Annotated in this window: 19 protein-coding genes and 1 tRNA gene; 7 read left to right on the top strand and 13 right to left on the bottom strand. The window is 56.4% G+C overall.

Going from position 1 to position 21,819, the window contains the following annotated elements; translation table 11 throughout:
• Positions 1–265: 265 nt before the first annotated feature.
• The 3 genes from LDN12_RS02325 to LDN12_RS02335 form a co-directional block, all read right to left on the bottom strand.
• The gene (locus LDN12_RS02325) at positions 266–2,470 is read right to left on the bottom strand and encodes an EAL domain-containing protein (protein ID WP_223921081.1); all 2,205 of its coding nucleotides are present in this window, start codon (positions 2,468–2,470) and stop codon (positions 266–268) included.
• Positions 2,470–4,641, bottom strand: a complete 2,172-nt coding sequence (locus tag LDN12_RS02330; RefSeq protein ID WP_223921082.1) for an HDOD domain-containing protein — start codon at positions 4,639–4,641, stop codon at positions 2,470–2,472. The genes LDN12_RS02325 and LDN12_RS02330 overlap by 1 nt, the downstream gene beginning before the upstream one ends.
• 268 nt (positions 4,642–4,909) lie before the next feature.
• On the bottom strand, positions 4,910–6,184 hold the full coding sequence (locus LDN12_RS02335; protein WP_223921083.1) for an HDOD domain-containing protein: 1,275 nt from the start codon (positions 6,182–6,184) through the stop codon (positions 4,910–4,912).
• Between the two features lie 1,046 nt (positions 6,185–7,230).
• Here LDN12_RS02335 and LDN12_RS02340 point away from each other — a divergent pair.
• The 4 genes from LDN12_RS02340 to LDN12_RS02355 all read left to right on the top strand — a co-directional run bounded on the left by LDN12_RS02340 (position 7,231) and on the right by LDN12_RS02355 (position 9,797).
• Entirely contained in the window at positions 7,231–8,097 is an 867-nt protein-coding gene (locus LDN12_RS02340; RefSeq protein WP_223921084.1) for a cytochrome c3 family protein, read from the top strand.
• 198 nt (positions 8,098–8,295) lie between these two features.
• A complete protein-coding gene (locus LDN12_RS02345) occupies positions 8,296–8,745 on the top strand; it encodes a ferritin family protein (RefSeq protein WP_223921085.1) in 450 nt (149 codons plus the stop codon).
• 381 nt (positions 8,746–9,126) lie between these two features.
• Complete coding sequence (locus tag LDN12_RS02350) at positions 9,127–9,486, top strand: cytochrome c3 family protein (protein ID WP_223921086.1); 360 nt, start codon at positions 9,127–9,129, stop codon at positions 9,484–9,486.
• 235 nt (positions 9,487–9,721) lie between these two features.
• Positions 9,722–9,797: transfer RNA gene (locus LDN12_RS02355), tRNA-Lys, on the top strand.
• A 137-nt stretch (positions 9,798–9,934) separates the two neighbouring features.
• Here LDN12_RS02355 and glp read toward each other — a convergent pair.
• The 10 genes from glp to LDN12_RS02405 all read right to left on the bottom strand — a co-directional run bounded on the left by glp (position 9,935) and on the right by LDN12_RS02405 (position 18,452).
• Entirely contained in the window at positions 9,935–11,155 is a 1,221-nt protein-coding gene (gene glp, locus LDN12_RS02360) for a gephyrin-like molybdotransferase Glp (RefSeq protein WP_223921087.1), read from the bottom strand.
• 108 nt (positions 11,156–11,263) lie between these two features.
• Positions 11,264–11,767 (bottom strand): molybdopterin-guanine dinucleotide biosynthesis protein B, encoded by a 504-nt coding sequence (mobB, locus tag LDN12_RS02365; protein WP_223921088.1) that lies wholly within the window; start codon positions 11,765–11,767, stop codon positions 11,264–11,266.
• Positions 11,764–12,360, bottom strand: a complete 597-nt coding sequence (locus LDN12_RS02370; protein WP_223921089.1) for a molybdenum cofactor guanylyltransferase — start codon at positions 12,358–12,360, stop codon at positions 11,764–11,766. The genes mobB and LDN12_RS02370 overlap by 4 nt, the downstream gene beginning before the upstream one ends.
• A gap of 176 nt (positions 12,361–12,536) precedes the next feature.
• Positions 12,537–13,877, bottom strand: coding sequence for a hypothetical protein (locus tag LDN12_RS02375; protein ID WP_223921090.1), 1,341 nt, complete (start codon positions 13,875–13,877; stop codon positions 12,537–12,539).
• Positions 13,878–14,013: 136 nt separating this feature from the next.
• Positions 14,014–14,589, bottom strand: a complete 576-nt coding sequence (locus LDN12_RS02380; RefSeq protein ID WP_223921091.1) for a hypothetical protein — start codon at positions 14,587–14,589, stop codon at positions 14,014–14,016.
• Positions 14,579–15,298 carry a flavin reductase family protein gene (locus LDN12_RS02385; RefSeq protein WP_275951768.1) on the bottom strand — a complete coding sequence of 240 codons (720 nt, stop codon included), beginning with the start codon at positions 15,296–15,298 and terminating at the stop codon, positions 14,579–14,581. The genes LDN12_RS02380 and LDN12_RS02385 overlap by 11 nt, the downstream gene beginning before the upstream one ends.
• A gap of 18 nt (positions 15,299–15,316) precedes the next feature.
• Positions 15,317–16,108: an MBL fold metallo-hydrolase gene (locus LDN12_RS02390; RefSeq protein ID WP_223921092.1), complete on the bottom strand. Its 792-nt coding sequence runs from the start codon at positions 16,106–16,108 to the stop codon at positions 15,317–15,319.
• On the bottom strand, positions 16,101–16,577 hold the full coding sequence (locus LDN12_RS02395) for a GNAT family N-acetyltransferase (RefSeq protein ID WP_223921093.1): 477 nt from the start codon (positions 16,575–16,577) through the stop codon (positions 16,101–16,103). Before LDN12_RS02395 ends, LDN12_RS02390 begins: the two co-directional genes overlap by 8 nt.
• A gap of 17 nt (positions 16,578–16,594) precedes the next feature.
• Complete coding sequence (locus tag LDN12_RS02400; protein WP_223921094.1) at positions 16,595–17,560, bottom strand: DUF169 domain-containing protein; 966 nt, start codon at positions 17,558–17,560, stop codon at positions 16,595–16,597.
• Between the two features lie 61 nt (positions 17,561–17,621).
• Entirely contained in the window at positions 17,622–18,452 is an 831-nt protein-coding gene (locus LDN12_RS02405; RefSeq protein WP_223921095.1) for a DUF2064 domain-containing protein, read from the bottom strand.
• A gap of 583 nt (positions 18,453–19,035) precedes the next feature.
• Between LDN12_RS02405 and LDN12_RS02410 the strand changes: the two genes are divergently transcribed.
• The 3 genes from LDN12_RS02410 to LDN12_RS02420 all read left to right on the top strand — a co-directional run bounded on the left by LDN12_RS02410 (position 19,036) and on the right by LDN12_RS02420 (position 21,792).
• Positions 19,036–19,869, top strand: coding sequence for a replication initiation protein (locus LDN12_RS02410; RefSeq protein WP_223921096.1), 834 nt, complete (start codon positions 19,036–19,038; stop codon positions 19,867–19,869).
• 362 nt (positions 19,870–20,231) lie between these two features.
• Entirely contained in the window at positions 20,232–21,188 is a 957-nt protein-coding gene (gene arsS, locus LDN12_RS02415) for an arsenosugar biosynthesis radical SAM (seleno)protein ArsS (protein ID WP_223921097.1), read from the top strand.
• 52 nt (positions 21,189–21,240) lie between these two features.
• The gene (locus LDN12_RS02420) at positions 21,241–21,792 is read left to right on the top strand and encodes a C-GCAxxG-C-C family protein (RefSeq protein WP_223921098.1); all 552 of its coding nucleotides are present in this window, start codon (positions 21,241–21,243) and stop codon (positions 21,790–21,792) included.
• Positions 21,793–21,819: the final 27 nt, after the last annotated feature.

Genomic DNA, 21,819 nt, shown 5'->3' on the forward strand with positions numbered 1-21,819 from the left:
AGATTGCTTAGTCCGAATTTTCCTGCAACAAGTGCCGGGAACCTTGCAGAGGCTGGGTCAAGATTTGAATTCGTTGCCTGGGAGCGTTGGGGTGCCGCAGTTTATGGTTATTGTGCCGAACGGTTAAGGTGGGGCCGCCAGGGGACGGTAATTCTCAAAAAGAAGGTGGCTTTTTTAAGGCAGAGGGATTTTCTCTTGCTGTTCGTCGTTTGGGGCAAGCGGGCGGGAAGTTGTGTTTATGGCCATTTCCCGTCGCGTTCGGAGGTTAATCCTGAAAACTGCACGAGGCCTCTTGAGTCAATTGATGCCCGTGATTGACGACCGACCTCAGCACCAGTTCAAGCTCGGCGGCAGGCATCGGTTTGCTGAAGAGATAGCCCTGCATCTCATCGCAGCCGAGCTCGTTCAAGGTCTTCATCTGGAACATCGTTTCGACGCCCTCTGCCACAAGATGCAGTCCGAACCCGCGGGCCATGCCGATAATCGCATGGAGAATCGGAGAAACGCGTGTTCCCTCTGCCAGGTCGCGAACAAATGCCTGGTCAATCTTGATGGTGTTGATGGGAAATTTGCGCAGGTAATTGAGTGAAGAATAACGGGTGCCAAAGTCGTCGATCGATATTCGCACCCCATGATTGCGCAGATACTGCATTTTTTCGATAACGCCCGGGACATCGTGCAATAAAAGGTTTTCGGTTATTTCTATCTCCACGGCATTGGCGGGAAGGCGAAACTTGGTAATGTTATATACGATCCGTTCGAGAAAGTCGCTGTGAGTGAACTCCAGCGGCGAGACATTGACCGAAATGCGCAGGTTGCCCAATCCCGTTTCGCGCCATCTGGCCATTTGGCCGCACGCCTCGGCCAACACCCAGTCGGTAATATCGCAGATTAACCCCGACTCCTCGGCGAGGTCGATGAAACTGGCCGGATTCAACAGCCCGTGTACCGGATGCCGCCATCGGATCAAGGCTTCCAGCCCTACGATCCTGTTTTCGTCAATACTGATCTGCGGTTGATAGTACAACACGAATTCAGAGCCGTTGATGGCCTGGCGCAACTCGTTTTCAAGGCTGATACGCTCGTGATAGCACGCATTCATCTCAGCGGTAAAAAACAGGTAACTGTTTTTGCCGCTGGCCTTTACCTTGTACATCGCGATATCGGCGTTCTTCAAGAGTACATCGGCACTATCCCCGTCATTCGGGTACACGGCAATGCCAATGCTGGCAGTGGCCCGAAATTCCTGCCCCCGCACGTGAAACGGCGCTTTCAGCACATCCAGAATCTTTTCGGCAATGATGCTCGCATCCTCGGGGCAATGCAGATCCGGCAACAGCACCGTAAATTCGTCCCCCCCCTGGCGGGCCAGGGTGTCGCCGGACCTCACGCAATTACGCAGGCGATGGGCCACGTTTTTCAGAAGTTCGTCGCCTTCGGCATGCCCATGGGTATCATTGACGAGCTTGAAACGATCAAGATCGATAAACATAATGCCTACCAGCCGGCCATTACGTTTTGATTGATTCATGGATAATTCGAGCCGGTCCCTGAACAGTTTGCGGTTTGGCAGGTGGGTAAGGTGGTCGTGCATGGCCTGAAAACTGATGGTCTCTTCAGCTTTCTTGCGTTCGGATATGTCGCGTGCTACGCCGTAGGTGCCTATGAAACGTCTCGTCGGGGAGTCGCCGCTTTCCTCGTAGACCCCCATGGCGCTTGCAACCGTGACGATTTGGCGGAGTTCGGCCTGGTGGCTGTCCTTGCATTTCAGGCGTACTTCGACATTTGTCGTGGCGCGGTTGTCGCGACGCCGTTCCGTGAAGGCATACCTGGCGATTTCGACATCCTCCTCGTGGACGATCGAGGTGTATTTGCGTCCGATCAGTTCGTCGCGCGAGTAGCCGAGCAGCGACTCGGCCCTGCCATTGATAAAGATGAAGCAACCGTCCGTATCAAGCGTGTAGATGAGATCGGGAGAGTTTTCCACCAGGAACCGGTGCATTCGCTCGGAAAGTTCGAGACGCTTGGTCATCAGACTATTGCTGCGCTCCAACCGGCTGCGCTGCAAGGCGTCGTCGACCTTACGCTGGATCTCTTCCAGATCGTAAGGCTTGCGTATGAACTCCACAGCCCCACCTCGGAGAGCGCGTATGGCGGAGTCGATGTTTGCGTCCGCGCTGACCATGATGACTCTTGTCGAGGTTTTGAAATCCGTAATCCATTCCATCACATCCAGGCCGGAAATGCCCGGAAGATTGATGTCCAGCAGTACGAGAGCGATGTCTTGCCCCTTGAGCACGGTGAGCGCGTCCTCGCCGGTCCCGCACTCCACAATGTCACGGCCTTCGCCATCCAGGAGCTGGCGCAGGCTGGAGCGCATCCGCGGCTCATCGTCCACGAGGAGTATGTGCTGTGTTTGGTCAACCAATTCCGGGGAATGGTCGAATTCCGAACGGACAAAAAAGTTCATTATTTTTGGTGTCCCTCGGGCTGCGGCAGTAAAATAATGAAGCAGGTCCCCTGTCCGGCCTCACTCTGGCAGCTTATTCGACCGCCAAGGCGTTCGACCTGTGCGGCCACGATGGATAGCCCGATCCCGGAATGGCCCGGGCGCCTGTTCGGGGCCAGAGGTTTGAAGAGACCCTGCAGGACATCTTGAGGAAGGCCGGGACCCGAGTCGCTTAAATGAATCTCGATATAGACCTGCCCGTCCTGAACGATGCTCCCCCGGGTGGAGATGGTAAACCGGCCGCCGTCCGGCATTGCCTCGGAGCCGTTTTTCCAGAGATTGAACAGGATCTGTTTTAAATTGTTCCGGTCTCCCGATGCGGAGGGAAGGTTCGGCTCCAGGGACTTTACGAGGGTTATGCCGCAACTGGCAAAGAACGTTTCGCCATAAAGCGCCAACATCTCCTCAATTACGGTATTGATGTCGAATGTGTCGGTTGCCGGCGAGGCTTCGACAACGTCAACCAAGCTCCGCACAATTTGCGTTACGCGATCGATTTCCTCGCCGAGGATATTCAGTTCATGGTGCACGTCAAGTTCTTCAGGCAACTTCCGGCTGACGATCTTCAGATAGTTCTTTATGATGGCGAGCGGATTTCCGGCCTCATGCACGACTTTGCGCGTCTGCTGTTCGAAGCGGCTGGCCATGGTTGTCGCAAGTTCCTGTTCGCGACGGCGCAATTCCCTCCAGGTTTCGATGCTCTCCCCGGCCAGATTGGCGAAATTCGCCATCCAGCCGAGGCGTGGGCGGATCCTGGCATATTGGGTGCCGTTCACTCCATAGACCATGACGCCGACGCGAGCCTCTCGGACACGCATGGGGACGTAGAGCACGCCTTCGCACCCCAGCGCGCGCGCGACCTGGATGTCTACAAGCGAAGCGGCCGCCGGCCGCCCGTCATCGAACGTGGAGGACGGCTCTTTTCCCAGGGCCGTGGCGGCCGCCAGACTCTGTTCCGCGTCCAGTTTGATTTCAAGGCGCTGAAGTAAGGCCGGTTGCCCGGCTACATTCGCCCCGGAGAGCAACTGTTTGTCCTGCTGAACGAAAAGAAACGCGATCCGCCCCAGTCCGAACAGGATTCGGGCCGACTCCCGTACCGCCATGACAATGTCGGTTTCAGTGCAGAGGCTCGCCAGGTTTTGCTGTATGGAAGTCATCGTGGCCATGTCGCGCACCGCTGCTTCCATGCGGGAGAACGTCACCTCGTTATCGTTCAGTTTTGGCCTGAAATATTCAAACGGGGTGGAAAAACAGGGGAGGGTCTTCGTGTACCCGGTTTCCTCAATGTTAAGCGCCGTGGCCAGCGAGCCGATGCGTTCGGAACACGACTGCCGGATGGCCGCCGTATCGGACGATTCGATGCCTATCATTGATTTGATCGTAGCGAGATTCGAGGTCGATTCGTTTTGCAGCAGGTCGGAATTTTTGTTGTCGTCGATAATATGCGCGGACCACACGATTTGGCTCAGGGTGTCGGCCTTAATGATCTCGCTGGCAGGTTTGTGATGAAAAAGGACGGCATCCGCCATGAAGGACGAGAGATTCCACTGATCGATCAGCCAGGCGCCAACTACGGTGTGATCGGTGCTGAGCAGCGAATCTTCATTATCTTGAAGTGCGATTTCGTCGGCGCTTCTATCAAGCAGGACGCCGTAACTGTCGCCCATGCCCCCCAGCAGGAGCAACTGGCCGATATCGTGCAAAAGGCCTGCTAGATATGCCTCTCCCGCGTCAGGGTAGTTGACATGGGTCGCAATGGCGTAAGCAAGCTCGGCAACCCGTAGCGTGTGCCCCCAAAACCCGGTCAAATCATATCGTGAATTACCGGCGGTGCGGGCAAAAACGCTCTGGACGGCAAGGCATGCCGCCAGAGTTCTCATGAGGCGTGTGCCGAGCACGACCAGCCCCTGATCGAGGTTTCTGATCTCCACGCCGCATCGTAGCGCCGGCGAATTTGCGATCGTCAGAATCCGCGCACTCAGGGCAGGGTCCTGTTCGACCACCTTTGCCAACTCGGCCATCGATACCTGGTCGTCGTTTGTCGCACTCAAAAATCGTAACAATACTTGCGGCATGGACGGCAATTGGATCGACTCTATTGCATCAAGGACCGCTCCAGGAATCTGTTGCAATCAAAATCCTCCTTAGTATTGTTTCGACAAAGCAACACAAACTAATCTGCACGGTATGCAACATGGAATAGCAGTATCACATTAAGCCACAAATGCCTACTCTATAACAAGAATAAATTAGATTACGATAACGTGAAAAGTAGATTGTATTCATATTTTTTTACTGGTGGAATGCCGTTTTGTCGTTTTCAGCCAATTTCGCCGTGTCGGACCCGACCGGGTTGGGCTTGCCGCGATTCAACCCGCAGATCAATGGTGCCGGTCCGTCTTACAAGATGTTGGCTACGTCTCGAGTGAGCCGGTCTAAATGGTTGACTACCGACATCACCTCATCCTGAGACAGGCCCAAGGCCGAACATGCCGGGCCTATCCCGTCCATCGCCCTTCCCGAATGCGCTATCATGTCGGCAAGATGAATCAGAGTCACAAGTTGAACGTTGATGTCGGCTTTTTCCGGGTTGTGATGCCAATGCACAGCTTCCTGTATTTCATCGGAAAATCCCCACTCTTTTGCCAATAAGTATCCCGTTTCGGTATGATTTTCCCTGATGATCGCTCTTTTGGCTTCCGCCGTGATATTATAAGCACCGGCAATATCGGTAAGGATGGTTTTCCCGAGATCGTGTAAAACGCCGCACAGAAAAGCCGTGTCACGGCTTTCGCCGACACTCTCAGCCAATTCCTTGGCAATCATGCCGCATATGAGGCTGTGGTGTAGAATCTTCCGGATATCATCAACGTTTTTGGGGCTGAAGCTGCTTATTGAATGGATGGTGACGATACTTAACAACGACTTGAAACCAAGATAGGTAATGGCTTTGTGGAGTGAATTTATTTTAATTCCTCGACTGAAATAAGGCGAATTGCATATTTTGAGTATTTTTGCGATAAGCAACTGGTCGGTAATATTCTCGACAACCTCGGCAACGGTCGCATTTTTGTCGTTAATCTTTTCCAAAATCCTCTTCATGATATCGGGAAGCGGGGGCAGCAGCGTGATGCCATTGCGAATTTGGTCCATGATCTCATTGAGGACATGGTTGGTGCTTACCCTGCTGATTTGATCCGTTTCGTCAAATTGCAGTATTGAATCCATCAGTATTCTGGAACTGTTGATTTTTATCGGACCATTTATAACTTCTGCGGGAAGGGAGTCGACAAATTCAAATATGCCGGTTTCCCATGCAAGGGCATCGGTAAGCGCTGTTTTCAGGATGACCGTAAGAATGAATTCCAGCCGATCTTTGTTGACAAGTCGCTCATTCAAAAGATAGCTCAGAATCGGAATATCCAATTTTTCGGAATCCTTGAACTTCTCTTTCAGTCCGATGGCGCTCTGTCTTGTCTCGTTCTCAATGTAACTCCAGAAACGTTCTCCTTCCTTATCGGACCAGACGAAGATCATCTCCCCGTTCTGGAAATAGAATTTCTTGTGACTGGCATGTTGAGAAAGCACAAGCGTCCCTGAACGTTTGCTGTTCTCGATCCACTGAATCAGATCGGGGAGCGACATGACTCCCAACTGTCCACGTATGTTTCTCATAACCTGATCTGCCCTGGTGCCCCGTTTTTTAGAAGTTTACTCGACAATCATCATTCCCGACCAGTTGATGGAGCCCATATGATTAATGTATGCAAATATACAATAAATTTTACTTTGTTTACGCCCCATCAAAACAAAAATCAAATAAAAAATCAGTAGGTTGCATTAATTCTATAATTGTATCATTTTGTCCGAAAGATAAAACATTTTATTGATTTTAAGGGGATATGGCTGCGGTAAAAATGTTAATTTTTTTAACACTTGTGCCAAATATTTTACAATTATCCGAATTTATTAATAATAGTGCCTTATTGGACATGCCATGAGGTTTCTTTACCAAATGACTTTTAAGTGGGCGCAAAGCTGCTAAAACATTGCCCGGGATCACCATGTCTGCCGCCTCCGTGCCTGAATGCCTCACGTGCACGGTGCCGTCCTTCGGCGGGTAAAAGCGTTGACCTCCTCCGGGGGCCGGTCATTAATAACGGGTACGAAAGAGTCCGTGTCGTAGCGGCATATGGGAGTGTTTTCCACATTTAATGTGTTGACAAATATGACTAATTGGTTATTTTACAGGGCGCGGCACGCCACAGATCTGACAGCCCGGTTTTACTGCGGCACAGCAGCGAAAAGGATTGCCTCTATGGTGTTGTGCATGCATCCAGGCCGATCCGATTACCTCACCGCCAACTCTGATAGCTCTGAAGCTCTCCACGCCCGGCGTGCCATGGTGTCGACCGGCACCCGCTGCGTACGGCAGCGAGGCCGTATAACAGCAGAGACTTTGCGGCATTCCCCCCTGAAGAACAAAAAGGTTGAACCGGTAGACTCCGTTACGGGGTGGATCGAGCGGCTTCAGCGAGCACGGGGTTACACAAAAGTCTGCCGGCAAGGGGTTGGCGGTTTCCATTCCGAAATCGTACAAGGTGGGCGCACTCACGGAAGTATAAATGCGGATAACCTGAACCTGGCATGGCACGGGTACGTTGAATAGGCCGGGGCCCTGGTCCAGTTTTGGAAAACACATGCTCGGGAGGAGAGGAAGTATGAAAAATGCTGTTGCGAGGAAGATGACGAGGATTGCGTTCGGTTCCCTGCTGATTGTGCTTGTGGCGCTGTCTGCCGCGTTTGCGGCTAAATTCGCCACGGTGGACATACCGGTTAAGGCGGATCTCTACAGTATGACGCCGACGCCACTTACCCCTACCCAGTGCGCCCAGTGCCACAGCGTCCAGTTTGGTTCTTTGAAGGACAACGGGGGCCTGCATAGATTCGAGTGCCAGGGGTGTCATAAAACCTTTCACGCCTATAACCCGAAGAAAGGCAACTATGAGGCGCTCATGCCCAAGTGTGCGTCGTGCCACACCGATATCCACGGCCCGGCAAACAAGGACTGCGGCACCTGCCACACCAACCCGCATACGCCACGCAAGGTCGCCATGACCAGCCGGCTCGCCAATACCTGTGCCACCTGCCATGCCAAGCCAAAGGCGGAACTCGTGCAGTTTCCCAGCAAGCATTCCCGGCTGGCATGCGCCAAGTGCCACACCTCCCACGGTTTCAAGCCGTCGTGTTCCATGTGCCACCAGCCGCATTATCAAGGCCAGGAATACACAACCTGCACCAAGTGTCACTCCGTTCACAAGCCGAAGATGGTCACCTACCCGGCAACTGAGCCGGCCAGGACCTGCGGTTCCTGCCACACCAAGGTCTACGCCAAGTGGCAAGCCACCCCGAGCAAACATGCCAAGGTGCTGTGCGCACAGTGTCACCATGATAAGCACGGTTATGTTCCGCAGTGCGCCGAGTGCCACAAGCAGGTCCATCCGGCGGGGATCATGGCGAAGTTCCCGAGGTGCCTCGATTGCCACCTCGACGTGCATGAACTGCCCGGAATGGGTACCAAAAAATAAGTTCGGGACAGCGTTAGCTTAGGTGGCGGGCGGGGTGCCGGTCAACAAGGCCGGCACCCCGCGGCCATCGTGGGAACAAGCTATTCAAGGCCTCTGGAGACGGATGATTGATGGCATTTGGTATTGACAAACCCCAAATATAGGATTAAATCAGTCCGTTACCGTAGTGTATACAACATCAGGAGGATGAATAGAATTATGGAATTTGTTACCCTTGACGATGTCATTAAATTTGCCGTGGATCGCGAGAACACGGCATATGAACTCTACAATCGGGCTGCTGAACTCAGTAGCGGCGCCGCCAGGAAAATGTTCCAGGAATTGGCGGCGGAAGAGGCTACCCACAAGGACGTATTCAGCAAGATCGATACCGAAAAGGCCGAACAGCACAAGCTGTGCAAAATACCCGAGGTCAGTATCAGTAAGTACTTGGCCGACGTCCCTTTCAGGCCCGACATGAGCTACCAGGAGATCCTGACCTACGCCATGAAGACCGAAGACAACGCGTATCATCTCTACAAGACTGCTGCGGGCATGGCCGACGATGAAAAACTGCAAAAGGTGCTGATGACGTTTGCGGACGTGGAGTTGGGGCACCGGCGTAAAATCGAGGCTCTTTACGAGGAGCGGGTGCTCACGGAAGGCTAGGCCCGATTCGATGCGACCTGAAGCACCCTGGGCCTGGAGCAGGTAGCCGTGTAAGGGTGGAAATGGCGGGCGGTAATTCCGGCCAGCGTTTTTTGCCGTGACGTTCCGTTCGGGAGATGGTTAATTGCAACATTACGACATCAGTCGGCTTCGCGACAATGCTCGGCTTACCCGGTAACGGTAGCCGGGCTTTTTTTTTGGCGTTACCGTTGAGATCGGTTCGAATTAATGATATTTTGGCCGTCACGGCACGAATGGCCGCCTCACCGCCCTTTGCCGGCATGGGTTCCTGAAGCCCTCCAGGATGCCGGCGTGGCGAGTAATGTGAACAATGACGGTATGGCTGCCTTGCACGGATATCATGTGAATAGAGGAGATTCGATGAATTATAGAAATATGGTCTATCCCGTGATCGTGATCGGGCTGCTCGTCAAAATGCCCGCCGCCGAAGGCGCCGGGATGCCCGCCAGGGAATCGTGCGTTACGGCAAGCTGCCATGCCGCAATTGGCACCCTGAAGTTTGTCCATGGTCCGGTGGCTGTCGGCGACTGTCTCACCTGCCATGTCAAAAAGGGGAAGCATAGCTTCCAGCCGATCAACGACGTCACCAAACTGTGCATATCATGCCATGACCTCTCCAATGGAGCGACACATCTCCATGACATGCGGACGTTGTGCACCAAGTGCCATGATCCGCATCAGTCGGACAGGAATTTCCAGCTTCGCGCCCAAGCGAAATAGTGTGCGGGGCAAAAGAATGGAGCGATGAACGGGGTGTGACGGATGGGGTGCATGTGCCCCATCGAAAAACGTCGGGACTGTCCCGGAAATCATCGGGAAGTTAGTGCGGTTATTCTTTGAAAGCCGTTTTGGTGATTGAATTCATTGACAAAAAAAGCTTGGTCTGCTACAAACAAAAAATTAGTTGTTCCGACAAGGTCGGAAGCCCCAAACCAGTCCGGGGACTTCCTGCTATGGGCATATAGCTTAGTTGGTAGAGCAGCCGACTCTTAATCGGCAGGTCCTTGGTTCGAACCCAAGTATGCCCACCATACAAAAACGGAGAGCCCTTTCGCACATCAGGCGGAAGGGCTCTCTTGTGTTTGGGGGCAACGGGCTCACCATACCCTGTTCGATAAGATGAGCGTGTACAATCTCTCTGATTTCCCGCCGCGCCGCCCGCACCATGTTACAGGTGAGCTTGTGCCATCATCCCCATCTCGAATTCCTGGTCCATAAGCAGGACATCGATCATCTCCCCCGCGACATGGGACGCAGAAGGTTCCAGCCGGACCAGTCCGTTTCCCTGGACCAGCGACGAAAGCCGCCCGGAACTTTGATTGCCCGTGGTTGAGGCGTGATAGCCGTTGTCCTGCTTCGACACGATACAGCGTACCATATGCGGGCGCGACCCCTTGTTCATCACGGGTTCCTCCAGGAACGCCGCGACCTTCGGCCGGAGCACCCGCCGGTGCCCCATTGCCTTCAGGAGAGCGGTGCGCACGAACAATTCGAAGGATACCATGGCGGCAACCGGATTTCCCGGTAGCGCGAAGATGGGCTTGCCCTTGAGCGTGGCAAAGGCAAGAGGCTTGCCCGGCTTCATGTTGACCTTCCAGAAGTTGACGCTGCCGCCCAACCCCTCGATTGCGGCCTTGACGAAGTCCCGGTCTCCTACGGAAGCGCCGCCGGAAATGACCAGCATGTCCTGGTCCAGGCCGGTTTTGATCTTGTCGCAGACCGCTGCGTAGCTGTCCTGGGCTATCCCCAGCAGGACCGGCTCTCCCCCGGCGTCCAGAACCTGGGCGGCGAGGCTGTAACTGTTGCTGTTGATGATCTTGCCGGGCCTCGGCGTCGAGCCGGGCTCGAGAAGTTCATCGCCGGTGGATAGAATGGCTACCCGTGCACGCCGGTATACGGGCAGCGACGTATATCCCATGGCGGAGAGCATGCCGATCTCCTGGGGGCGCAACAGTGAACCTGCGGGTATGACGACGTTGCCGTGCCGGATGTCTTCTCCCCGCTTGCGCACGTTCGAGCCAGCCTTGATCGCGGAGAGGGCGATCCATTCTCCCTCCGCCTCCGCCTCCTCGATGGGAACCACCGTGTCGCAACCGGGCGGTATCGGGGCGCCGGTCATGATCCTTATCGCTTCTCCGGGGGGCACCGGGACGTTGCACGTCTCCCCTGCCGGCAGAAAGCCCGTGACCTTCAGGCGGTTGCCGGCAAGCGCCGCGCGGGAGAAGGCGAAACCGTCCATGGCCGAGTAGTCGGCGGCCGGGATATCCCAAGGGGCGACGTGGTCCTGGGGCGTGACCCTGTTCAGTCCCTGAAATACGGGAACCGTTTCCGCATCCAACGGGGTGATGAATTCCAGGATGGTTTGCTGTGCTTCCTCGATGCTGACCATGAGTAGTCTCCTTCTTTTCTGCCAGGAACGTCGAGTCCTGTATTGTTGTGGTGTGTCGGAACACCCCCCTGGAGGCCACCGAAGTGAGGTCCTCCGGTACCGGGGGGCTTATTTCAGCAGGTTCGCCTCAATGAAGTCGGCAACCTCTCCGGCATTGTTGAGGTCGAGCACCGGCACATCCAGTTCCAGTGCCGTATCGCTGGCCACCGCCACCAAGGTCGGATCGTGTTCTTGCCCGCGGCAGAGGAGCGTGCCGCTTCGTTCCCGGCGGTACAGCTCGATCTTCGGCAGGGAACTCTGCTTGAACCCCTCGGTAAGCACGATGTCCACATCGAAGAAATATGCGGGCAGAAGTTCTTCGATGGTGGGGGCGACAGTATGTTGTTTCACGACCGCCAACTTCTCCGAAGAGCAAATCAGCATGGTATCCGCACCGGCAGCCGTCAGGCGATGACTGTCCTTACCAGGGTGATCGATGTCGAAGCGATGGGCGTCGTGCTTGACCACACCCACCCGGTATCCCCGCGCCTTGAGCGCGGCAATGACCTTTTCCAGCAGGGTGGTTTTGCCGGTGCCGGACTTTGCCACAAACGAAATCGCCTTGGGCTTCATGGTTCTCCTCCTATTTTTGCAAATTCCTCGGGGGTGTTGACATTCAGGAAAGCCGTGCCGTCCCGGTCGAACGGGGCGAGTTCCCGGTACGCGACATACCTGACGCGAACCTGGGAATAGTACCCGTAGGCGCAGCACTCGCCGCTCTCCAGCAACTCCCTGATCGGGCCCAGGCAATTCTTGGAATACAGGGCGAAAAGCGGTTCGTATCCGTCATCCGTCCTGAGCACCACCACATCGAAACCCTCTCGCTGCGAGCAAAGGTAGCGGATGACCTCCCGGTTCGGAAAAGGCAGGTCGCAGGATGAAACGAAGATGTACTCCGTCGTCGCGCCGTGGAGGCCGGTATAGATGCCCCCCAGGGCGCTGCCGGGATAGATGTCCGGAAGGACCGGGAGACGGCAACCGGCAAAACGTTCCTCGCGGTTGCCCACCAGAAGGACCTGCCCGAAGCTCTTCGCGAAGACCTCCCGTATCCTCTCGAAGAGCGTTCTGCCGGCCACCTTCAGGAAGGCCTTGTCCCTTCCCATGCGGCTGCTCTTCCCACCCACCAGGATGACGCCGGTAATGTCGGGTTCCGGTTTTTCGTTCATGACAGCCTTGACCGCTCCTGATTTTTCTCTGACGCCGAAGATCGCCCCTCGGGCTCCGATTCCGAAATGCCGTGACCGTCACGGCCCCGGTAGCCGGGGGAAAACGGCACCTTGCCCGGGAGCAAAGGTGCCGCTTTTTGCATGGCAGTCTTTACAGCTATTGTTTTACCGCGTTATTAGAAGAAATAAAAGACGGCAAGCCGTACAGCGTTGTCCTGGCCAAGCTGGCTGACATATTGCGTGCGGAAGTGCTGGAATTCGGCCGCCACCCGGACCGCTGCGTTCAGGTCATAGGTAACGTTGCCGTATATTTGCTCGTTTGAGCGTTCGATATTGCCGGCCGTGGTGGAGATGGACCCACCATAATTGAGGGCCGCCGTCGCGGCGGACATGGACTTGATCTTATCCCAGTTGAGCGTTTCGCGGCGGCCATAGCCGGCGGTCAACCCCAGGTTCTGGGTGGGATAAAATTTGAGCTGCCCATACAGGCCGTACCCTTGAGCGGCGTTCAGGTTCGGCTTGGAGCCCGATACCGCCATTGCCGTGGCTCCCTGCACATCCATCCCGGCCGCCACATAGGCCTGGGTTTCCAGCGACAGGGTCATGGCGCGGCTCTTGCCGTCACTCGATTTGAGAACCGGAACAAAGACGTACGCACCGTAGCCGTAGCTCGTAATCTCGTTATTGTCCGTAAACTTCTCGTTGCCGACAAGCCCGAACAAGGTAACGGTCAGAGGGCTGTTGCCGAGGCCCATGTAACCGGGGGAAACCCCGAGAGCCTTGCTGGAGAACGAGATCTGTCCCGCGCCGTTGACGGCACTGCCGAAGGCGCCGGTTTTCGACAGGCTGTTGTCGCCGGCCACGGCATTGTCCTGGACGGGATTCTGCGCGCCGAGCACGAACTTCAACGTATTGCCGGAACCAAGATTCAACTTCTGGGTCAGGCGGATCTGGGGTACCCGGGGGTTGGCGGGGTTACCCGTGGTTCCGCCCAGCCTGAAATCGATGGTATCCGCTGCGGCGGCACCGAAGATGTCCCAGAACTGGCCGAACAACACCTGGGTGTTGGCCCAGTCCAGGCTGCCGTAGGCGTGGCGCATGCGTACATTGGCCATTTCGTTGGACGCGGAGCTGCCGCCCCAGAAATCCATCTCAATGAGGGCATTGGTTTTGGCGCCCAGAAACGTCGGTCCGCCGACCTTCATCCAGATCCGGCTCTGTTTGGCGGAGAAAAGGGATTCATCCTTGCTTCCCGCAATGGGAAAACCGCCGGCGGGAGCACCGGGGCTGATGGGGCCGACCGCATTCGAGTTGTGGACGTAATCCAGCTTGACATACCCTCCGAGGGAGAGTTTGAACTTGCTGGTTACGGGCGAACTCATGCCGCCGTAGACGCCGGGCGCCACCTCACACGACGGGGAAAAATCGCAATTGTACGGGACGGCCTCTTCGGCCATGGCTGGTACGGCTGCAAGCAACATCAACGGTGTTATCGACTTGCAAAGCTTTTTGAACATTTGTGCCTCCGATAATAAGATTTAATTTTCAGAACTCTTATGCTTCTCGGTCGTGGCAGAAACTAGCTGGGCTTCACCTCCTTTTTGGGGATAACTGGCCATGTCGTTTCGTGCTGCCAATTCATTGTTCAAGCAGTTATTCGCCACCGACCAGATCGTTGACGCGCACTTGCCCTCCCTGTTTGACAATGCCATACGCTCCGTTCGTGCCGACAAAGCCCTGAACTTCAATGGTGGCCACCAACTCGCCCGGAGCAAGGCCAAGACCTTCAACGACGGTTCCCCCCCGGTATACCTTCAATTTTTGAAACGGTGTGATGCCGGCCGCCTTCCCCAGGTTGAAGTAGACCTTCTCCCCTTCCGCCGCGACGACCAGGCCGAATCGGGGGATAAATGCCGCGGGCTTCCCGCCCGTTCCGGCTATCCCGGCTCCCGCCGGCGCCGCCGGTGCGCCATTTGTCACGGCTTCATACCCCCGCTTCACCAGTTCGCCGGCACGCGGCAGCCCGCTATCCACGCTTTTTCGCGGTACCCAAATCGTTTCCGGGGCAGAGGGCGACATGGTCTGAGCCGGGTTCGAGACCTCCACGTAGTCAGTCGGCCCCTGGGATTGGACCTTGGCGCCGGCACAGCCGGCCAGGAGAACCAGGCCCAGCAGCAGGACGGTCAATACCCCGCCCGGACGGCATCGAATCGATGTGTTACGTGGCATACGTCATCTCCTTTTCATGATGTGACTTTCTTCCCGCTCTCTGCAGGTCTGCCCGGCGCCCGGTCCCTGTTGGTGCGGCCTCGCCCGGCGCCAACGCGCCCGGTTCCGGTTCGTTCGTGCCGTTTTTCGCCGCGATTTCCGCCATCAAGGCCATTCCCGGCACATATGCCTGCTCCAGATATTCCCCCAGCGCATAGTAGGACCTGTCACCGGCGCTGCTGATAAGGGGACTCACCTTACCGGCAACGGGATTGCCCCTGTCGTCAAGCACGGCCTCATCGGCCTTCACGTCCATGATTTGGCCTATGAACTGGGTATGGGAGCCGATATCGATGCTCTGCAGCAGCCGGCACTCGAAAACCAGCGGAAACTCTTTGACGAATGGCGCTTGCACCGTGTCGCTCTTCACTGCGGTCAAGCCGGTTGCCGAGAATTTATCCACGGTTGCGCCGGAGACGAGACCCAGGTAGTCGGTGGCGATCAGATGGCGTCTGGACGGGACATTGACGGTAAATGCCCGGTGTTCGATGATGTTCGCGTGGGAAAAGCGTGTTTTGTCGATGGAGATGGCCACACAGGGAGGCGTAGAGCAGCAGATTCCCCCCCATGAGACGACCATGATGGCGGGACTTCCGTCAGGACTGTAACTTCCGACCACCCATACGGGTGCGGGCAACCCCAGCGGCTTGGCACCCAAGGATCTTTTCATACGGCTCCGCCTTCCGGGTCACAGAGGTATCGTCATGCCGTCGTAGGCTGCCAGGACGTTGCGATGCGGTGATATCGTATCTTGCAGGTCCCCGGCGCTCACCGGCTGACTGTAGTGGATCGACATATGGGTCAGCACCGTGGTGTGCGCCTGCACGGTCATGCCCAGGTTGATTGCCTGCCCCACCGACATGTGGCTTTCGGGAAGCCAGTTGTTGCCATGGAAGGTAGCGTCGCAGATAAGCCAGTCCACCCCTTCCACCTGCCGTGCGGTTTGCTCGGGCAGGCCCGCGGTATCCGGGAAATACGCCAGTCTGTTGCCGGCGGATTCCACCAGGAACCCTGCGGTCTCAATGCCGTGGTTGGCCGGTAACGGCGTAATCGATACATTGTCGAAAAGATATGTTTCGCTGAACTTCCAGGGGGTTACGGAGAAGACCTCGCCAAGATAGGGAAATGCCCGTTCGAACGGTTGGAGCGCGCTCGGCGGCAAATAGAGGGGGATCGGCTGCATCCGCTTGAGTTTCACGTAATATTCCAACTCGCCCAGACCGCCGAAATGGTCATAATGCCAATGGGTGAGGAAGACCTGGTCGATTACGCTGACATGTTCCCTGACCAACTGGGCCCTGAGGTCCGGGGGCGTATCCAGCAGGATGCTCTGGTTTTCCGTCGCGATGAGCGCCCCGCTGCGGGTCCTGGCAAAGGTCGGCATATCACGGGCTTCCCGGCATCCTTTGCAGTCGCAGAAGAAGGACGGCGCTCCCGGCCCGGCCCCTGAACCCATTATTTTGAAGGTGTTTTTAGCCACGGGGATCGTGTCCTTGGTAAACCATGGCCACCGGGGTGCAGTCGCTTTTTTCCGGGCAGTCGTCGCACTGCCCGCGGAAAGGGGAGGCCAGAAGAGAAAAATCGCAGGCGGCAAAGCCGTTTTTCTTGTAAAAAACGGAACTTTTCCCTTTTGCCACCGTTGTCACCGTATAAGGGTTATCCGTTCTGCCGGTGCTGTTCAGAGAATGCTTCCACGGCTGCCCGATCAAGTCCTTGAGCAGGATGCTGCCGATACCGTGATTCCGTGCACTCTCCTTGACGGCAAAGACGATCAGGTGGAACACGTCCGTGCCGGTTTGCGTCAGCATGCCGCCGCCGATGATCTCGTCGTGCCGTTTGATCAGCACGTGCTCCCGTATGTCCCCTGCCATGTCCATGTCGCTTTCCAGCAGGATCCCCCGCAATTCAGCCTCGGCGTCCTCCTGGGCGAACATTATCCGGTAGTTCACGTTAGTCCCCTCGGCGTTCAGGCACGGTCATTCTGCCGCAATTCCAACTGGATCGCTTTTTGCGGGCACTGCCCGACGCAGGTGTAGCAGGTGCAGCATTTGTCCGGCGCCACGGCAACGGCCTTGGGATATTCGCCCTCAAAGTCCATTTCAAGCACCGATTCCGGGCAGAATGCCGCGCACAAGCCGCACCCGTTGCAGCGTTCTTCGTTAACCTTGACCTGTACGGCGTAACTCCCCGTGTCCCCGGTTTGCCCGACGTTATCGATCACCGGCGGCATGTAGATCTTTCTGCGCGCCTCGGGGATGCTCTTGACGGACAGTTTTTTCAGGGATTCGACCAGTGAGGGGAGTTGTGCGAACGGGACGGAGAGGTAGGCCTCGAAATCGTTGATGTCGCTGATGGCCCTGGCGCCGTAGCAGCCGAAGGATATATTCATCTTTTGGCTTTTCATCACCTGCACGGTCAGATCGGAGCAGGTCGAGTTGTAACCGGAGGTTTGAAAGAGTTGCCGCTCCCCGCTGCCATAACTGACCGCGCAACAGAGCCACATCACCTGTTCCGGATAAATGGTGAAAATAACCACATCCGGTTCGAACAAGGCGTCCTCCAGGGGGGCGACGACCGACGCCCGGTAGGCGCCCGGTGCGAATTCCGGCCTTGAGGCGATCATTTTCTGGGCGATTTCTATGGTGGGAAGCTTCTGAAACAGAAGGTACAGCTCTCCCGAGCGCAGTTTGGGCGACATGGGAATCAGCCCCATGATCGCGGAGCCGTCGGGGCAGGCGTGTTTACTGGGCGGCATGTAGATGCTGTTGCCGCGCCTGGCGGCCGTTATCGCCTGACAGTGCCGCAGGGGCGCCGAAGGCTCGGCCACGTTTTCCGGGATCTCCTCGCCGGGTTTCAGCAACTTCACGGCGACAGGGGACCACCTGAGGGTCAACAGTTGTTTGCACGATTCGGCGAGTTCTGTGTTGTTCAAGTGAGTACCTACCTGTAAACAGTTAGTGGTTTCAGAGTGGCGTCTCGACGGAACTGTTCGCTCAGCGTTGTGGCGGCGGAGCCGTGCTCTCCAACCCGATTTCCTCCAGAACGGCAATGGTGTGTGCCGGGACCAGGATGCTTTCGTCGTGGCGGGAGGCCAGTTTGAGGGCCTTTACCACCGGGATCATGCTGGCAAGGTCGACGGGGATGTCCACATCGGGAACGGCCTCCACGACACCCAGGGGGATTTTCTTGAGCGAAGCCTTCAGCACCAGCATATCCAGGGCCGTTATCCCCTCCTGATTGTAAAAGACCCCTTTGAAGTCGAACGGGGTGGTGCAGGTGTAACCGACTATGGAGAAGCCGCCCTCCTGGCACGCCCCTTCCACCACAGCCGCCCCAAGGTGCGGGTCGGCGCCGTTCGTTTCTTTTGTCGCCGCCAGTCCCGCCTTGCTGCCGGCAAGCTTTTTTATCTTTCCGACCGCATCCCGGAGTATGTTGGGCTGCAAGGTGGGGATATCTCCTCCGACGATCACGATGCTGTCGGCAACCTTTGCGGAGCCGTTTTCCTTGAGGATGTAATCCGCCGCATACTGCATGCAGTTGTCGAAGCTGCCGCCCTGGTCGGGGAACAGTTCCTTGATCTGCGACCGGTCGGATACCTTTTCGAGCAAGGTTTCCAGATAGTCCACATCACCCGTATGGTTGTAGCAGATGCGGACATCGCCGCTGTTTGCGGCGATGCATACATTGATCACATCCAGGAGGCAGCCTTCGTACAATGCCATGGCCTCATCCGCGGTGAGGATCCCGCCCCTGTTCGTCGTGAGGCGAGTCTTGGTCTCTCCGGATTTGGGGACCTTGGTGAAAACAACTATTGTGTTTCGCATTGCGTACCTCGCCTTCCTGTTGTTTGCCGCTGTGGAAATCCTGCCGGTCGCGGTCATGGCTTCACGGCGGAGTTGTTTCCCTGAAACATCCCGAAACAGACCTCTTCAGAAGGTTGCCATCCAGGTATGAGCAACGAATATGCCATCGAGTCACATAAGTGTAACAATTTGATATTGTTGTGTTTGAAGGCAGCGGCGTGACGTATTTTTTCTTGTTTTGACAAGATATCTCTCAATATGAAAATGCACGGACGCCGTGACGGCCGGCTTGTTTGATACGGGGTGATCGGGGGTGGTGGTGGGCGGAGGCGGCTTGCCCTGGAGGCGGATTTGCGCGGCAGACAACCGGTGGTCGCCTGGGTGCGGAATTGCCGAAGTCGGGCAGGGAGACCGGCATGCCGGTTCTTTCCTGAAACACGTGGGGCTGGGCTTGCCGGCCCTTTTTACCTGAAGGCCCGGCAACCGATTGATGTCTGGATCAGGGGAAATAAGAGCTTGCAATATAAAAAAGTATCAATACTATTTAATCCCTCGATGAAACCTTTTACGGAGAATAAGGCCTGCTCCGGCCGACGTGAGACCCATGGGAATATATCTTAAAAGGACCGCTCCCGATCCGGTTTTCGACACATTCATGGCTACCTTCCTTCATCTGGAAGGCTTTGCCGCCAAGTCGAACAAATTGATCAAGGTGGAAGGCATGGTCGGGTATCCGGACCCTCTCACGGAGGTGCAGCAGAAGATACTTACTGCGGCAATCGCGCTCATTCATGCCGCCGGCGAGACCGACCCTTCCCAAACGTCATACTCCATGGAGGTCGGAAGGTTCATGGAGATGTGCGCCCCCGGCCACGACAACCCCTCCCTGCCGTCGGCCGACGAAATCGAAAAGATACTTAAAAAGGGACTCTGGCTCGTTGACAAAAACAAAAGGATGCTGACAAGGACCGCCTGGTTCCAGTCCATCGAGTATGCCGGCGGGCGGATCGTCTTCCAATTTGCCGAAAAGATCCTCCCCCTGATTCTCAAATTTGTCCCCGATGACGACGAATACAGCCAGGTCAAGGGAATCCAGTACAAGGGGAGACATACCCTTGCCGTTTTCAACATGATCTGGCACTGGCGGGGCAGGGGGGTCACCGAATATTCCATCTCGCAGCTCATGGAGCAACTCGCTCTCGAACATACCCGCTATTCGTACGGTCAACTGAAGCTCCGGGTCTTGGAGCCCTCCTTTGCGGAGATCTATGCTTGGGACGACTCGATATTCATCCGTTTCGGGCCGACGTTTTCAGGGCGCAGGGTCGAAAGTGTCTGGTTTGAAGTAACCGTGGGAGAAAAGGCCAGGGAGTTGCGGAAGAAGGAGCCCGAGTTCAAGGTGGCCCAACCCGGGGAAAAGCCCGCCAGGACGCTGTAACCGGAAATAAGGCATATTTGAAGCCCTTGGGTTGCAATAAGTTGTATGCCCCTGCAATCCAGGGGCTTTTGCGTTTTGGCGCATCCCCGGAACAGCGGTTGCCCGGATCCGATCACACAACCTTTTTGCCGGGCCGATATGCCCCCGGCCGCCCGTTTCCAAATCGATAACCGCTTTATCAAAACGAGAATTACCGATCCGGCTCTCAAAATGGTAATGATTCTATTGCAATAGGTTAGGCACATGACTGCCGTTGGCGCAACGATTGCATGTGCATTTGTGTTTGCAATCGTTAGTGTGCCATCCGTGCCTGCCGCCACAAAGGGGTCGTACCGGTGGGCCGGTGTCCGGGAGGAAGTCGTATGGAAACAAGAGCGTTCGATACCTATGTGGAAAAAAGCGGGCAAGCGCTGGTAAGGGATTCCGTCGCCTGTCTGCAGATGAACCTGGGGTTTGTCTGTAACCTGAGCTGTGCCCACTGCCATGTTGAAGCGGGACCGCACCGCCACGAAAAGATGAGCAGGGCGGTTGTCGACGACTGCCTGCGTTTTGTGGAGCGCGAGGGGGTCAGGGTCGTGGATATCACCGGCGGGGCGCCGGAGATGAACCCCCACCTTCGTTATCTGATCCTGGAACTGGGAAAGATCGCCTCGGTGGAAACCATCCTGCTCCGCAGCAACCTGGTCATACTCGATGAACCGGAATATGCCTCCCTGCCCGAATTCCTGCTGCAGAACAACGTGGATATCATCGCCTCCATGCCCTGCTACCTGGAGGAAAACGTGACGGCCCAGCGCGGCCGCGGCGTATATGAGGCGAGCATCCGCATCCTGCAGCGCTTGAACCGGGTCGGTTTCGGCGGGGAAGGGCCGAAGCTGCATCTGGTCTACAATCCCGGCGGAGGTGTTCTGCCCGGACCCCAACCGGCGCTGGAGGCCGCCTACAAGGAAAATCTGGGAAAGGCGTTCGGCATCGCCTTTAACAGCCTCTACACCATCACCAATATCCCGATCGGCCGCTTCGGTTTGGACCTGGCGAACCAGGGGCGGCTGGACGCCTACCGGAAGCTGTTGGCGGACAATTTCAACCCGGACAACCTCAAGAAGGTCATGTGCCGGAACATGATCAGCGTGGATTGGCAGGGATACGTGTACGATTGCGACTTCAACCATGTCCTGCAACTGCCGCTTGACGTGCCCCGCGGCCATATCGGGGATCTGACGGGCGGGGAACTGATCGGCAAGCCGGTTATTACCGGCGAACACTGCTTCGCCTGCACCGCGGGGGCGGGCAGCAGTTGTCAGGGGAGCCTGAACTAACCGCAGGGGACACGAGGTATGTTCACAAATAAGGTCGTGGAGGACGAGTCCCATGGAAAACAGTCTTAACAGGCGCGATCTGCTCAAACTTACCCTGGCAACGGGCGTCACCCTTGCTGCGGGGGGGATTGCCGGCATCGCGCGCGCCGGCGGCACGGAGAACGACCCGTCCAACAAGCCCGAGCATGCGGCGGACCGATTTTTAAAGTCGATGAACTGTTCCCAGGCCATCCTGGAGACCTATGCCCCCTCGCTGGGGATGCCGGTCGAGCAGGCTCGAAGGGTTGCGGCGGCTTTTGCCGGCGGCATGGGCAGGGGGAGCGAGTGCGGGGCGGTCACGGGCGCCTTCATGGTTATCGGTATGAAGTGCGGCAAGACCGTGGATAACGATTCCCATGCGGATGACGAGACCTTTACCCGTGTGGCGGAGTTTGTCAGGGAATTCGAGGCGCGGCACAAACATATCGGCTGTTCCGGGTTGCTGGGGACGGACATGGGTACCCCGGAAGGCGTCAAGAAGGCCGCGGATGCCGGTTACTTCACCTCCCGCTGCCCCGGCTACGTGAAAACGGCGGCCGAGATTCTCGACAAACTCCTGGCATAGTCGACGCCATAACCGGAACGGCCGTGA

Source organism: Geobacter sp. AOG2, assembly GCF_019972295.1.
In the GTDB taxonomy this organism is placed as follows: domain Bacteria; phylum Desulfobacterota; class Desulfuromonadia; order Geobacterales; family Pseudopelobacteraceae; genus Oryzomonas.